This window comes from Streptomyces sp. NBC_01306 (genome assembly GCF_026340465.1).
GTDB lineage: Bacteria > Actinomycetota > Actinomycetes > Streptomycetales > Streptomycetaceae > Streptomyces.
Genome location: NZ_JAPEPC010000001.1, coordinates 3,860,180 through 3,872,868 on the forward strand (window position 1 = coordinate 3,860,180; position 12,689 = coordinate 3,872,868).

Here is a 12,689-nt window from a genome sequence, read left to right on the forward strand (position 1 = left end):
GCGTCAAGGGGGGCATCAAGGGGTCGCACGGCGGCGCCTCCTGGCGTCTATCAGCATTTCCTGCACATGGCGCAGCGGCCGTCCCTCGGCGTCGGTCGCGTGACGCGTCCAGTTGCCGTCGGCCCCCAGGTGCCAGGAGGACGTGGTGTCGGACATCCCGGTCTCCAGGAGCCGGCTGAGCGCGGCGCGGTGGGCCGGGTCGGCGACGCGGACCAGCGCTTCGATCCTGCGGTCGAGATTGCGGTGCATCATGTCGGCGCTGCCCAGCCACACTTCGGGTTCGCCGCCGTTGCCGAAGGCGAACACCCGGGAGTGTTCGAGGAAGCGGCCCAGTATCGACCGGACCCGGACGTTCTCGGAGAGGCCGGTGACACCGGGGCGTATCGCGCAGATGCCGCGCACCCACACGTCGACGGGCACGCCGGCCTGCGCGGCCCGGTAGCAGGCGTCGATGACCGCTTCGTCGACCATGGAGTTGACCTTGATGCGGACGTAGGCGGGGCGGCCCGCGCGGTGGTGCGTGATCTCCTTGTCGATCCGGACGACCAGGCCGTCGCGCAGTGACTTGGGGGCGACGAGCAGCCGCCGGTAGGTCTCGCGCCGCGAGTAGCCGGAGAGCCGGTTGAACAGGTCGGAGAGGTCGGCGCCGACCTGCGGGTCGGCGGTGAGCAGCCCCAGGTCCTCGTACAGCCTGGCCGTCTTCGGGTGGTAGTTGCCGGTGCCGACGTGGGAGTAGCGGCGCAGCGTGTCGCCCTCCTGTCGTACGACGAGCGAGAGCTTGCAGTGCGTCTTCAGCCCCACCAGGCCGTAGACGACGTGGCAGCCCGACTCCTCCAGCTTCCTGGCCCACTTGATGTTGGCCTGCTCGTCGAAGCGGGCCTTGATCTCGACCAGGACGAGCACCTGTTTGCCGGACTCGGCCGCGTCGATCAGGGCGTCCACGATCGGTGAGTCGCCGGACGTCCGGTACAGGGTCTGCTTGATGGCGAGTACGTCCGGGTCGCCGGCGGCCTGTTCCAGGAAGGCCTGGACGGAGGTGGAGAACGAGTCGTACGGGTGGTGCAGCAGCACGTCCCGTTCCCGCAGGGCGGCGAAGATGTCGGGCGCCGAAGCGGACTCGACCTCGGCGAGGTCGCGGTGGGTGCCCGCGATGAACGGCGGGAACTTCAGCTCGGGCCGGTCCAGCGTCGCGAGGCCGAAGAGCCCGGTGAGGTCGAGCGGGCCGGGCAGCGGGTACACCTCGGCGTCGGAGACCTTCAGCTCGCGGACCAGCAGGTCGAGGATGTACGGGTCGATGGACTCCTCCACCTCCAGCCGGACGGGCGGCCCGAAGCGGCGCCGCATCAGCTCCTTCTCCAGGGCCTTGAGGAGGTTCTCGGCGTCGTCCTCCTCGACCTCCAGGTCCTCGTTCCTGGTGACCCGGAACATGTGGTGCGCCAGCACCTCCATCCCCGGGAAGAGCTCCTCCAGATGCGCCGCGATGATGTCCTCGACGGGCACGTACCGCTGGGGCGACGCCTCCAGGAACCGGGTGAGCAGCGGCGGCACCTTGACCCGGGCGAAGTGGCGGTGGCCGCTGACCGGGTTGCGGACGACCACGGCGAGGTTGAGCGAGAGACCCGAGATGTACGGGAAGGGGTGCGCGGGGTCGACGGCCAGCGGGGTCAGCACGGGGAAGATCCGCTGCCGGAAGAAGGTGAAGAGCCGGGCCTTCTCCTTGTCGGTCAGGTCGTCCCAGCGGATCAGGTGGATGTTCTCGTCGGCCAGCGCGGCCGAGACGTCCTGCTGGTAGCAGGCGGCGTGCCGGGCCATGAGCTCGCGCGACCTGGTCCAGATCTGCTCCAGCACCTCGCGGGGCTGGAAGCCGGATGCGGAGCGGGTGGCGACACCGGTCGCGATACGGCGTTTGAGGCCCGCCACCCGGACCATGAAGAACTCGTCGAGGTTGCTCGCGAAGATGGCGAGGTAATTAGCCCGTTCGAGGAGGGGGGTCGCCGGATCCTCGGCCAGTTCGAGGACCCGTTCGTTGAAGGCGAGCCAGCTCTGCTCCCGGTCGAGGAACCGGCCGGACGGCAGCTCGGCGCCGGCGCCGTCGGCGGACTCCTCGTACGCGTCGACGTCGGCGTCGATGCCCGGATCCAGGTCGGGAACGGCTGCCGCGACGGTGTGCGGACGGTGTGCTGCTATGGAACCGACGGAGGGCTGGAGGTGCTTGACCGGGACCTCTGCACTGGGCTGCTGGCTCATATGCCCATTGTTCCGCGCGGGAGGGTCGGCGGGCGCGGTGACGGGTTGCATTCCGAGAGGGTCGCAAGCGCGTCTGAATGACGGGTAACGAGGACATGACGTCCGGGAGGCGCGCCATGACGTCCGGGAGGCGCGCCATGACGTCCGGGAGGCGCGCCATGACGTCCGGGAGGCGCGCCATGACGTCCGGGAGGCGGGTGCCGGTCGGTTCGCACCGATGATTCTCCGCCCCCGGCGCAGTCAACATCAGTATCGGCATCGCGTCAGCAGCAGGAGGACCGGTATGCGCACCCTCGCGATCACCCAGAACATCACGGTCGACGGCTCGGTCGAGATGCTCACGGACTGGTTCGACCCGCAGGGCCAGGGCGCTGTGGACATGAGCGACCTCATGGAGGAGAGCCACCGGCAGGACAGCCGGGCCGACGCCCTGCTCGTCGGCCGGCGGACCTTCGAGGACTTCCGCGGCTACTGGCCGCAGCAGACCGACGACACCACCGGCATCACCGACTATCTGAACCGGGTCCAGAAGTACGTGGTGTCCGCCTCGCTCACGGATCCGCGGTGGGAGCACACGACGGTACTGAAGGGCGACCCGGTCGAGGAGGTGACCGCGCTCAAGGCGCGGGAGGGTGGCAAGGACATCGTGCTCACCGGCAGCATCACCCTGGCGCACACGATGATCGCGGCCGGCCTGGTCGACGAGTACCGCTTCTTCGTCTACCCCGTGGTCCAGGGCCGCGGCCGCCGTCTCTTCCCGGAGGGGTACGGGATCCCGCGGCTGCGGCTCCTGGAGTCGAGGGCCTTCCGCAGCGGGATCACCCTCCAGCGTTACGCCCCGGCCCCTGAGGGCTGACCCGGCGTCGCGGCGTTCAGACCGCCATCCGCTTGACGACGCGGAACACCACCAGGGCCAGCACGGCGGCCAGGGCCAGCAGGATGCCGGTCTCGACCAGCTGGAGCGGCCAGAAGTGGGACACCGGGTGCGAGGAGCGGAAGTAGCCCGCCAGGTGGTGGGCCGCCTGGCACTGCTTGTCGTCCACACAGATCGGGTCGGCGACGTGGGCGCCGCTCGTCGTGACGGCGCCCTCGCCGGTGACCATGCCGTTCATCGCCGGGTAGCCCGTGGCGAGGCTGGTGCGGACGGTCACGACCGGCCAGAGGTGGCCGCGTACGGCCTCAAGCACACTGGATACGGCCGCGGTGGCGATCAGGCTCGTCACGATCGCGGGCACGGTGCGGCGGATCAGCAGGCCGGTCAGGGCGCCGAGCGGGACCACGAGCAGGGCGGTGGCGATGCCGATGGGGCCGATGGCGTGGTAGACGCTGTCGGAATACCAGTTCAGGGCCACGTCCTCGTGCCGGCTGGTGCTCCACACCCAGCGGTAGAGGCCGTCGAGTACGACCGAACCGACGAGGGCCAGTGCGGTCGGCACGGCGAGCTTCGCCGCGAACCAGCGGACGGGGGAGACGGACTGCGTCCACAGCAGCTGGTGGGTGCCGGACTCCAGCTCGCGGGCGACGACCGGTCCGGCCACGAAGGCGGCGATCAGATAGGGGAGCAGTGCGATCACCGATGCGGCGTTCTCCACAATCCGGGTGTCCGTCCAGTACCCGCCCGCCAGGCCGCCGCCCCAGACGCGGATCGCGATCAGCAGGAGCACGGCCAGGACGAGGAGCCCGGCGGCCCCCTGGAGGGTGGATCGGTGCGTCCGGGCGGCGACCCAGTACGGTCCGCGCAGCCGCTGCGATCCGGTGCCGGCGTTGGTGTCGGCGGGGGTGCCGGGGTCGGTCACGGTGTTCTGGTGCAGGGTGCTCATGTCCTTGCCTCCGTACGGTGTTCGGCGCTCGGTGTCAGCAGGGCGGGTGCGTCGGGTGACCGCAGATGGGCGAGGAGCAGCTCCTCCAGGGACGGTTCCATGGCCTGCCAGTCACCCGACACCGGCCCGTCCCGCCGTACCAGCGCCGTCAGTTGGCGTCCTGTGGTGCGCGACTCGATGACGGTGTGCGGGTCGAGGGATGCCACAGGACCGGTCAGCAGGGTGTGGACGGCGAGCAGGTCCTCGGTCTCGCCGCCCAGCCGTACCCGGCCGGCGTCGACCAGCAGCAAGTAGTCGCAGGCGCCCTCCAGTTCGGCCAATACGTGGGAGGACATCACGATCGTCGTGCCGTGCTCGGCGGCCTCGGACATCAGAGCGCCCATCAGCTCGTGCCGGGCGAGCGGGTCGAGATCGGCCATCGGCTCGTCCAGCAGCATCAGTTCGGGCCGCTTGCCGAGGGCTAGTGCGAGGGCGACGCGGGTGCGCTGGCCACCGGAGAGGGTGCGGATGGTGTCGTTCCGGTTCAGCTTGCCGCCGGCGATGATCCGCTCGGCGGCCGCCGCGTCCCAGCGGGCCGGGTTCAGCTCGTACCCCATGCGCAGGGTCTCGGCGACGGTCAACTGCCCGACCAGCGGCTTGCTCTGGGCGACGAAGGCGATCCGTTCACGGGCGGCGGCGGCCGACGTCCCGAGCACCTGTACGGCGCCCTCGGTGGGCCGCAGCAGCCCCGCGGTGTGGGCGAGCAGCGTCGACTTGCCGGCGCCGTTGGGGCCCACGAGTGCGCAGACCCGCCCGACGGGCAGCCGGAAGGAGCAGCCCCGCAGCGCCCAGCCGCGCCGTCTCCCGTAGGTCTTGCCGAGCCCGGAGGCCTCGATGGCGGTGTCGGTCATGTGTGCATGTCCCCCTTGGAGCGGGCTGCGTCGGTGGTGGCGCGGGTGTGGATGTGGGTGTCCGAGGCGGCGGTGGTGCCCGTGGAGCCGGTGGTGGCCGTAGCGCCGGTGGTGCCGGCGGTGTCCTGGAAGCAGTCGTCGAGTACGGAGGCGCAGAGCGCTGCCGCGTCGTCCTTCTCCAGTCCGGCCGTACGGGCCCGGGCGGCCCACTCGGTCAGCTCGGCCCGCAGCGCCGAGTCCGCGGGCGGGGTGTGCCCGAGCGACTTGCGGATGAAGGTGCCCATGCCGCGCCGGGCCTCGACCAGTCCCTCGCGTTCCAGTTCGCGGTAGGCCTTCAGGACCGTGTTGGGGTTGATGGCGGTGGACTCGACCACCGCGCGTGCGGTGGGCAGCTGGTCACCGGGCTGCAACAGGCCCAGGCGCAGAGCCTGTTTGGTCTGCTGGGCGATCTGGAGATACGTCGAGACGCCGCTGCGCCGGTCGATACGGAACTCGATCACATGCCCACCCCCCTTTCACTAGTTGAGTAGTGAAAGGGTGATGCAAGGTCGGAGGCATGTCAACTCCGTGATCGGATCCGTGCTCGGATCCGGGATCGGAAACGCCCTCCCCGGGCGGCCGGGGAGGGCGGTGTGCCGTGCAGTGTTTCCGCGGGTCAGGACTGTGAGTTTCCGCAGGGCGGGGCTGTGGGATTCCGCGATTTCAGGGCTCCGGGTCTCCGTGGGTCAGGACTCCGAGCGGTACATCAGGTCGACCTCGTGCGTGGTGAAGCCCAGCCGCTCGTACACCGTGACGGCCGCCGTGTTGTCGGCGTCCACGTACAGCATCGCCGTGGGCAGCCCCTCGGCCGCGAGGTGGCGCAGCCCGGTCGCGGTCAGCGCCTTGCCGAGGCCGCCGCCCTGGGCGTCCGGGCGGATGCCGACCACGTACACCTCGCCCAGCTGCTCGTCGGCGTGCACCTTCGTCCAGTGGAAGCCGACGATCTCCCCGCCGGGGCCGCCGTCCGCATCCGCGTCCCGTACCGCCAGGAAGAACCCCTTCGGGTCGAACCAGGACTCCGCCTTCCGGTCGTCCAGGTCGCGCTGGCTCATCGACCCCTGCTCGGGGTGGTGGGCGAAGGCGGCGGCGTTCACGGCGAGCCAGGCCGCATCGTCCTGACCGGGTACGAAGGTCCGTACGGTGACGCCGTCCGGGTACACCGGCTCGGGGATGTTCAGCGGGGCCAACGGGCGCCGCAGCTGGCGCAGTTCACGGAACTTGGCCAGCCCGAGCACCTGGGCGAGGTGGCGGGCCGCCGCGTGTCCGCCGTGCGCCCAGACGCGCAGCCGCCGCCCGGAGGCGGCCAGCAGTGCGGAGCCGAGCGCGCGGCCGTTGCCCTGTCCCCGGTGGGAGGGGTGGACGACGAGTTCGGCGGCGGGTGCCTCGACGGGGTCGGTCGCCTCCAGCTGGGCGTACCCGGTGAGCGTGTCACCGACGCTGACCAGGAAGTGCTGAACCCCTTCGCGCCGCCCTCCGCGCAGCTGAAGCCGTCCCTGCTCGGAGACGGCCTGCTGCCCATCGGTCCGCGCGGCCTCGGCGAGCAGCGCGCGTACGGCTTGCTCCTGGTCGGCGGTGAGGGCGTCGAGGGTCTGGATCTGCCGGCCGGGTGCGGGGTCTGCGGGCGCATTCGTCATGGGGGCGAGCGTACAGACGCCGGGAACGTGACCCGGCGGGAAGCGACTGGATCCGACCTGACCTCTGGCCGATGCCGGGTGGCTCGTACGCCGGCTGCAACGCGGCGGCCGGCACCCGGTGGCGTCGGTCAGGCGCCGCCGGACGGCTTGCGCAGGACGTCGTCCGCGATGCGGGAGAGATCCTCCGCGCTGGGCAGCAGCCCTTGTACGCGCTCCGGCAGCCCGGCATAGGTGCTGACTGCCAGGGGTTTGCTGTATCCGCGCAGCGCGTACTCGACCATGGAGCGGTCCCGGCTCTCGGCGATGAGGATGCCGACGGTAGGACCGTCGACTTCTTTGTCACGGACCAGGTCGTCGACCACCGACACATAGAACCCGAGCTGTCCGAAGTGTTCTGGGTGGGCCTTCCGGGTCTTGAGTTCCAGCACGACGTAGCAGTGCAGTTTGCAGTGGTAGAAGAGCAGGTCGATACGGAACTCGGTGTCGCCCACCACCACGGGGTACTGGCGCCCCACGAACGCGAAGCCGACGCCCAGTTCCGTCAGGAACCGGACCAGATTGGCGACGAGCGCATCCTCCAGATCGCGCTCCGCAGGACGTCCGGTGAGTTCGGTGAAGTCGAGCCGGTAGGGATCCTTGAAAACCTCCTTCACCGCGTCGGAACTCTCGGGCAGGCTGACGTCGAAGTTATTGGCGGCGGCTCCCTTGGCACGGTGCAGCGCGGTGTGGATCATCGAGCCGAGATGGTCGCGCGACCAGCCGTGGTGGACGGCGTGCTGGGCGTAGAAGTCCAGCTCGAAGCGGGTTTCGCACTTGTCCATCAGGAGCTGGAGGTGTCCCCATGGCAATTGGGCAGCAGCTTGCTGCCCAAATTGTTCGGGCCATGTTCGAGCCAGCTGCCGCATGTACTTGACGTTGCGCGTACTGAACCCTCGCTGGTTCGGGAACTCGGTGCGCAGCTCGGCCGAGATGCGTCCGATGATCCCCGTGCCCCACTTCTCGTCCTGTTGCCGTGCCAGGATCGTCCGGCCGATCTCCCAGTACATGAGGAGCATCTCTGTGTTGACCTTCAGCTGGGCGCGGACATGGGCGCCACGCACGATCGCCTTGAGGTCATGCACCAGGTCGAAGAAGCCGGGCGGAAGAGCGGAGGCCTGGGCGGGCAAGACGCCCCTGGCCGTTTCGTCGTTCATCTGGACAGGCTCGCGCTGACCTGCGGTGCTGTGACGTTCCTGCTGATATCAATCCACCGAACGGGTGACTCCTACGGACTGCGGCCCCCGCTCGCCTGGTCGGCGGACGGGGGCCGCAGCCCGTGGCGGAAGAGCGAGATCAGGGCGCGGGGATTTCCTTCGTGATGTGTGAGGACCAGGGGCACCAGACCAGGCCGGGCAGGAAGGGGCCGCCCGCCTCGTCCAGGTGGTCCTCGACGTACGCGGGGTGCGCGTCGCAGACCTCGATGGCGTAGTCGAAGAAGCCGATGCTGTCCGGGCGGAGGTTGTAGCTCCAGCGGGGGTTGTACGGCGCGGGCCGCTTGTCGATCCGCCCGATGACGTGGGGCCTCTCGGTCGTCGCGCCGCTCACCAGGTCACGGGCGTGCTGGATGTCCTCGGGCTTGGTCAGCTTGATGATCCAGGTGCTGCGGTAGTCATGGCCGTTGGCCACCTCGAAGTAGGCGGCGTCGCCCGCTGCGGCGCGGGTGGTGGCGGTGTCCGGCTGGGCAGTGGCGGTGGCGGCGCCGGTGAGGGTGAGCATCAGGGCCGAGGCAAACAGGCCGATCTTGGTGACGCGTCGCATGGGTGCAGAGGTCCTTCCGGGAAACGCGGCCGTCCACACGGCCGCTGCATCGCTGAAAGTAGCGGATTGGCTACTCAAAGTGAGCAATGTGTGGATCTTGGTCTGAGTGGTGTCGGCGAGGGGCCGGCGTCCCGGCGCTCGGTTCTCGGTGTGCGGTTGGCGGGGCGGAGACCCGACGGGCCCTGACGGCTCGCCGCCCCTTCTTCTTTCGGCTGTCAGCCTTCAGCTCCCGGATCGGGAACTGTCAGGTCAGTCACCCGTGTTGGTCGCCCAGACGGGGCGGTGCTCGTTGTTGTAGATGACGACGTTGCCGTCGTCCTGGATGGCCAGGTAGGCGCCCTTGTGCCAGGTGCCGGACGCCCACACGGGCTCATTCGCGGAGTTGTAGACGACGAAGTTGCCGTCCTCCTGGAACACGGCGCAGTTCCCGTGCGACCAGGTGTGGGGCGCCTGCCAGGCCGGGTGACCGTCCTTGTAAAGGACGAAGTTGCCGTCCTCCTGCATACGGAGGATGGTCCGGCCGTTGCCCGACGTCCACGCACCGTTCTTACAGATCTGCGCACGCGGCCGGATGATGGTGTCACTGGTGGGACGCGCGGCGGCAACCTTGGCCGCTCCGGCCTGGCTTGTGGTCAGGGCGGGAGCCGCGAAGGCACTACCCGCACCGAGGATCAGCGAGGCCGATACGGCCGCGACACACAGAGAATTACGGAACTTCACCAGATGCTCCTTGGCGCTGACGGGTCACTTGAATAAGTAACCCTCCGTAGCCATAGGTATACAGATCGACTGCTTCGAGCAGAAGATCAGCCCGGGGCATCCACTCCAACGAGCTACGGAGTCGGCCTGCGTTGCCGACTGCACGCGCCGGAGCGTCGCATCGGTCCGAGTATGGGAAAGCAGCAGGTGAGGAGGGGCGCGCGGCGCTATCTAAGCTCGCCGGTCCCGGTCCTGGCGAGTGTGAACCAGACGGCCTTGCGGTCCGGGGTGCAGCCGCCGAGGAGGGTCCATCCCCAGGCGAACGCGAGTCGGTCGAGCAGTAACAGTCCGCGCCCGCACTCCAGTTGATCGTCCGCAGGTGAGGGAGCGAGTGCGGGAAGGAACCAGGGCGCGTTGTCCGCCACGGAGACGGTGATCTGCTTGCGGTTGACGGTCGCGTACAGCTGGATCCGGGGCGTACGGGTGTGGCGATGGGCGTTGGTCACCACCTCCGCGACGCAGAGCCGCGCGTCGTCGGTGAGGTCGCGGTGACGGCTGACGGTGAGCAGCGAGGTGACGAAGTCCCGTGCGATGCGGGGTGCGTTGGCGGTGTTGGGCAGGGCGATGCGGTAGAACTCGCCGCCCTGTGGGGGGCGTGGTGCGGCGGGGGTCATGAGGGTTCTCCCTACGCGATGCGATCCGAAACGGGTGCGCCGCTCGTTGTCCGTGGCAATGGCCGGATCGGCGCGCAGGACTCAAGGCGCGCTGAAGCGGCTGCACTTCGGGCTTGTCGACGTCGATGACGACGTTAGTGCACGAGGCTAATTAGTGTGACCAAGTCGACTCATTCACTCAACGAGGTGGACTGTCGAATGGGCACGGGCCACACTGGGTTCCGACTTAAGGAGAGGTCGATGCCATCGAGGAAGGCGCCCACGGCGCGGCAGCGCCGTCTGGGCACTGAGCTGCGGAAGATGCGTGAGCACGCGGGGTTGTCGCTCGCTCAGGCCGCAGCGCTGCTCAGTACGGACCGCACTGCGATCAGCAACACCGAGTCAGGCCGATTTGGGGTCAGTAGTGAACGGGTGCGGACCTGGGCCGGCCAGTACGAGTGCCCTGACGTGGCCTATATCGATGCTCTGGCCGACATGGCGTCGGAGCGCATAAGCGGCTGGTGGGAGGACTATCGCAACGACTTCTCCAGCGGTGCGCTCGACCTGGCCGAGCTGGAGCACCATGCCGTCGGGATCCGCTCGGTGCACATCATGTACATGCCTGGCCTGCTCCAGAATGAGGACTACGCCCGTGCCGTGTTCGCGGAAGTGGTGCCGCCACTGAGTCCGGCACGGCAGCGGCGGCAGCTGTCCCATCGGCTGAAGCGTCGAGACGTGCTCGACCGTGAAGCACCGCTCGCCTGCACGTTCCTCATCCATGAGGCCGCTCTGCGGATGACATACGGCGGCCCGAGCGTGGCCCGTAGTCAACTTGCCCATCTGCTGAAGGAATCGGACCGGGACAACGTCACTATCCGGGTGATCCCCTTCGCGGCAGGCGGTTTCCCGGAGCCCGGCAGTTCGACACAATACGTCTACGGCTCAGTCCCGCAGCTCGACACCGTTCAGATGGACACTGCGACCGGGCCTGCATTTCTGGATGCCGAGACTCGTCTCGTGAACTATCGAGCAGTGCTCGACCGGACCGAGGAGCGGTCGCTCGATCCGGAGAGTTCCCGGGACTTCATCCGAAGAATCGCACAACAAGCATGAAGGCGTGAGAACCATGGAAATCCAGTGGCGCAAGTCCTCGAAGTCGTCGGGTGCGGAGGGGAACAACTGTCTCGAACTCGCCGAGCAGGGGGGCGAGATCCTGATGCGTGAGAGCGACAACCCCGGTGTGGTCATCCACACGACCCGCGCCAAGCTGCGTGCCTTCCTCGGGGGTGCGAAGGAGGGCGAGTTCGACGACCTGGCGTGAGTCGGGCCCACTTCCGCTTCGGGCGGCCCCCACCGGCGCAGGTGGGGGCCGCCTTGTTTTGTTCCGTAGCACTCATCCGGGCGACTGGTATCACTCGTTAGACGTCAAACGCTTGATACGGGGTGGGTGCAACCGCTAGCTTCATATCGCGCCGCCAACGGGGCTACTGGTGACCTGTGTTCATGCAAAGGCGCCACAACTCCCCTTCGGTCTGCGCCGATTGAGGGGGCAAGAAGGGGCCGCCCCCTGCCTACAGCTCGTCACGCCGGCAGTAGGCAGGGGGCGGCCCCGACGTCGCGTCAGGAGGACACATCATGCGTGTCGCGCACCCCACCCGCGCCTTCTGGTACGAGCGGATCACCTACCGCACGATGGACGCCGACGACGTGGCGGACGTGGCGCGGTACGCGGCCACCGCACCGGCCGAGGCGATCCGCCGTATCCGAGCGGACGTACGCGAGCTGGCGCACGCCCTTCCGCCCATCGAGCGCCACCGCGCGCTGAGTTGGGTCGACGGAGGCGGCTGTGTCGGTGCGATCGGCGCACTGCACCGGGGTGAGCCGTGCGGGTTCTCGCTGAGTCACCGGGGGCGGTGGATCGAGTGGTCCGTGCGCCCGTACCTGGAATTCCGTGTCGACGGCGGGGCGCTGATCCCCGTCCTGGGCAGCACGTGCGGGCCGTACTGAGGTGGGCCGGTCCGGCATGGGAGCGGTTACGGGCAAGGCTTCCGGGGCCGACTGCTCAGGTGAGGGTTTCGCCGCCGTCGACGGTGATGACCTGGCCGGTGACGTAGTTGTTGGCCATGAGGAAGAGGGCCGAGGCGGCTGCTTCCTCAGCGGTGCCGAAGCGGCCGAGGGGAGTGGTCGATCCGGCGGTGGCGATCGCGTCGTCGGAGTCCAGGCCCGGCAGCGAACGCAGCAGCGGTGTGTCTATCCGGCCGAAGCGGACGGTGTTCACGCGCAGCCGTGCGGGGGCCAGCTCCACGGCGAGAACCCTGGTGAGGGTCTCCACGGCACCGGCCACCGACAGCGGGGCGGCCATCCCGGGAACGGGGCGGACCACGAGGATCCCCGAGCTGAACGTGAGCGAGCCTCCTGCCGGGAGCCGGGTCGCCGCCGTGCGGGCGGTGGTGAAGGCCGCCTGGAGCCGGGAGTCGAAGGCCGTGCGGATGTCATCGGCCGACAGTCCGGTCAGGGGGCCGATGCCGTTCATGCCTCCCGCGGTGACGAGCACATGGTCGACGTGACCCGCCCTGTCGAAGGCATCGGTGAGGGTCTGCTCGTCGCCGCCGTCGCCGGGAACGGCCAGCACGGCATCGTCGGGAGCCCCGGCCGGGCTTGCGCTGTGCAGCCGGTGGACGGCGGCCTTCAGCCGGTCGGGGTCGCGGCCGACCAGCACGACACGGGCGCCGACCGAACGCAGCAGGGTGCCCGCCGCCAGGCCGATTCCCGAGCTTCCGCCGACGAGGACGACCGTCGTACCGGAGAGGGCGCTCGGCAGCGGTGAGCGAACGGGGATGGGGGTCGGGACGGGAGTCGCAGTGCTCATGGGAGAGCCTTCCGTGAATAAACCATCTGGTTGTTTTACTC

At 68.9% G+C, this 12,689-nt stretch carries 14 protein-coding genes; 4 read left to right on the forward strand and 10 right to left on the reverse strand.

Annotated elements, in window-relative coordinates:
• Positions 1-15: 15 nt before the first annotated feature.
• Positions 16-2,247 carry an RNA degradosome polyphosphate kinase gene (locus OG385_RS16880; protein WP_266855466.1) on the reverse strand — a complete coding sequence of 744 codons (2,232 nt, stop codon included), beginning with the start codon at positions 2,245-2,247 and terminating at the stop codon, positions 16-18.
• A 283-nt stretch (positions 2,248-2,530) separates the two neighbouring features.
• Here OG385_RS16880 and OG385_RS16885 point away from each other — a divergent pair, with 283 nt between their 5' ends.
• The gene (locus tag OG385_RS16885) at positions 2,531-3,103 is read left to right on the forward strand and encodes a dihydrofolate reductase family protein (protein WP_266855467.1); all 573 of its coding nucleotides are present in this window, start codon (positions 2,531-2,533) and stop codon (positions 3,101-3,103) included.
• A gap of 16 nt (positions 3,104-3,119) precedes the next feature.
• Here the strand turns inward: OG385_RS16885 and OG385_RS16890 are convergent, their stop codons facing one another.
• The 8 genes from OG385_RS16890 to OG385_RS16925 all read right to left on the reverse strand — a co-directional run bounded on the left by OG385_RS16890 (position 3,120) and on the right by OG385_RS16925 (position 9,800).
• A complete protein-coding gene (locus tag OG385_RS16890) occupies positions 3,120-4,067 on the reverse strand; it encodes an ABC transporter permease (protein ID WP_266855468.1) in 948 nt (315 codons plus the stop codon).
• Positions 4,064-4,957: an ABC transporter ATP-binding protein gene (locus OG385_RS16895; protein WP_266855469.1), complete on the reverse strand. Its 894-nt coding sequence runs from the start codon at positions 4,955-4,957 to the stop codon at positions 4,064-4,066. Before OG385_RS16895 ends, OG385_RS16890 begins: the two co-directional genes overlap by 4 nt.
• Positions 4,954-5,457 carry a GntR family transcriptional regulator gene (locus OG385_RS16900; RefSeq protein WP_266855470.1) on the reverse strand — a complete coding sequence of 168 codons (504 nt, stop codon included), beginning with the start codon at positions 5,455-5,457 and terminating at the stop codon, positions 4,954-4,956. Before OG385_RS16900 ends, OG385_RS16895 begins: the two co-directional genes overlap by 4 nt.
• A 225-nt stretch (positions 5,458-5,682) precedes the next feature.
• Positions 5,683-6,630, reverse strand: coding sequence for a mycothiol synthase (gene mshD, locus OG385_RS16905; protein WP_266855471.1), 948 nt, complete (start codon positions 6,628-6,630; stop codon positions 5,683-5,685).
• Between the two features lie 128 nt (positions 6,631-6,758).
• Positions 6,759-7,823 carry a YhcG family protein gene (locus OG385_RS16910; RefSeq protein WP_266855472.1) on the reverse strand — a complete coding sequence of 355 codons (1,065 nt, stop codon included), beginning with the start codon at positions 7,821-7,823 and terminating at the stop codon, positions 6,759-6,761.
• Positions 7,824-7,962: 139 nt separating this feature from the next.
• Positions 7,963-8,427 (reverse strand): calmodulin-binding protein, encoded by a 465-nt coding sequence (locus OG385_RS16915; RefSeq protein WP_266855473.1) that lies wholly within the window; start codon positions 8,425-8,427, stop codon positions 7,963-7,965.
• 249 nt (positions 8,428-8,676) lie between these two features.
• Entirely contained in the window at positions 8,677-9,147 is a 471-nt protein-coding gene (locus OG385_RS16920) for a hypothetical protein (RefSeq protein WP_266855474.1), read from the reverse strand.
• Positions 9,148-9,353: 206 nt separating this feature from the next.
• Positions 9,354-9,800: an ATP-binding protein gene (locus tag OG385_RS16925; protein WP_266855475.1), complete on the reverse strand. Its 447-nt coding sequence runs from the start codon at positions 9,798-9,800 to the stop codon at positions 9,354-9,356.
• Between the two features lie 240 nt (positions 9,801-10,040).
• Between OG385_RS16925 and OG385_RS16930 the strand changes: the two genes are divergently transcribed.
• The 3 genes from OG385_RS16930 (at position 10,041) to OG385_RS16940 (ending at position 11,786) form a co-directional block, all read left to right on the forward strand.
• The gene (locus OG385_RS16930) at positions 10,041-10,892 is read left to right on the forward strand and encodes a DUF5753 domain-containing protein (RefSeq protein WP_266855476.1); all 852 of its coding nucleotides are present in this window, start codon (positions 10,041-10,043) and stop codon (positions 10,890-10,892) included.
• A 13-nt stretch (positions 10,893-10,905) separates the two neighbouring features.
• Positions 10,906-11,100: a DUF397 domain-containing protein gene (locus OG385_RS16935; RefSeq protein WP_266860931.1), complete on the forward strand. Its 195-nt coding sequence runs from the start codon at positions 10,906-10,908 to the stop codon at positions 11,098-11,100.
• A gap of 314 nt (positions 11,101-11,414) precedes the next feature.
• On the forward strand, positions 11,415-11,786 hold the full coding sequence (locus tag OG385_RS16940) for a hypothetical protein (protein WP_266855477.1): 372 nt from the start codon (positions 11,415-11,417) through the stop codon (positions 11,784-11,786).
• Between the two features lie 55 nt (positions 11,787-11,841).
• On the opposite strand, the gene OG385_RS16945 is transcribed toward OG385_RS16940, so the two are convergent.
• Positions 11,842-12,648: an SDR family oxidoreductase gene (locus OG385_RS16945; RefSeq protein ID WP_266855478.1), complete on the reverse strand. Its 807-nt coding sequence runs from the start codon at positions 12,646-12,648 to the stop codon at positions 11,842-11,844.
• Positions 12,649-12,689 lie beyond the last annotated feature (41 nt).

Coding starts and splice junctions, on each gene's coding strand:
- mshD (WP_266855471.1), bottom strand. CDS start 6,630: ATGACGAATGCGCCCGCAGACCCCGCACCCGGCCGGCAGATCCAGACC.
- OG385_RS16910 (WP_266855472.1), bottom strand. CDS start 7,823: ATGAACGACGAAACGGCCAGGGGCGTCTTGCCCGCCCAGGCCTCCGCT.
- OG385_RS16925 (WP_266855475.1), bottom strand. CDS start 9,800: ATGACCCCCGCCGCACCACGCCCCCCACAGGGCGGCGAGTTCTACCGC.
- OG385_RS16940 (WP_266855477.1), top strand. CDS start 11,415: ATGCGTGTCGCGCACCCCACCCGCGCCTTCTGGTACGAGCGGATCACC.
- OG385_RS16930 (WP_266855476.1), top strand. CDS start 10,041: ATGCCATCGAGGAAGGCGCCCACGGCGCGGCAGCGCCGTCTGGGCACT.
- OG385_RS16895 (WP_266855469.1), bottom strand. CDS start 4,957: ATGACCGACACCGCCATCGAGGCCTCCGGGCTCGGCAAGACCTACGGG.
- OG385_RS16935 (WP_266860931.1), top strand. CDS start 10,906: ATGGAAATCCAGTGGCGCAAGTCCTCGAAGTCGTCGGGTGCGGAGGGG.
- OG385_RS16880 (WP_266855466.1), bottom strand. CDS start 2,247: ATGAGCCAGCAGCCCAGTGCAGAGGTCCCGGTCAAGCACCTCCAGCCC.
- OG385_RS16945 (WP_266855478.1), bottom strand. CDS start 12,648: ATGAGCACTGCGACTCCCGTCCCGACCCCCATCCCCGTTCGCTCACCG.
- OG385_RS16885 (WP_266855467.1), top strand. CDS start 2,531: ATGCGCACCCTCGCGATCACCCAGAACATCACGGTCGACGGCTCGGTC.
- OG385_RS16890 (WP_266855468.1), bottom strand. CDS start 4,067: ATGAGCACCCTGCACCAGAACACCGTGACCGACCCCGGCACCCCCGCC.
- OG385_RS16915 (WP_266855473.1), bottom strand. CDS start 8,427: ATGCGACGCGTCACCAAGATCGGCCTGTTTGCCTCGGCCCTGATGCTC.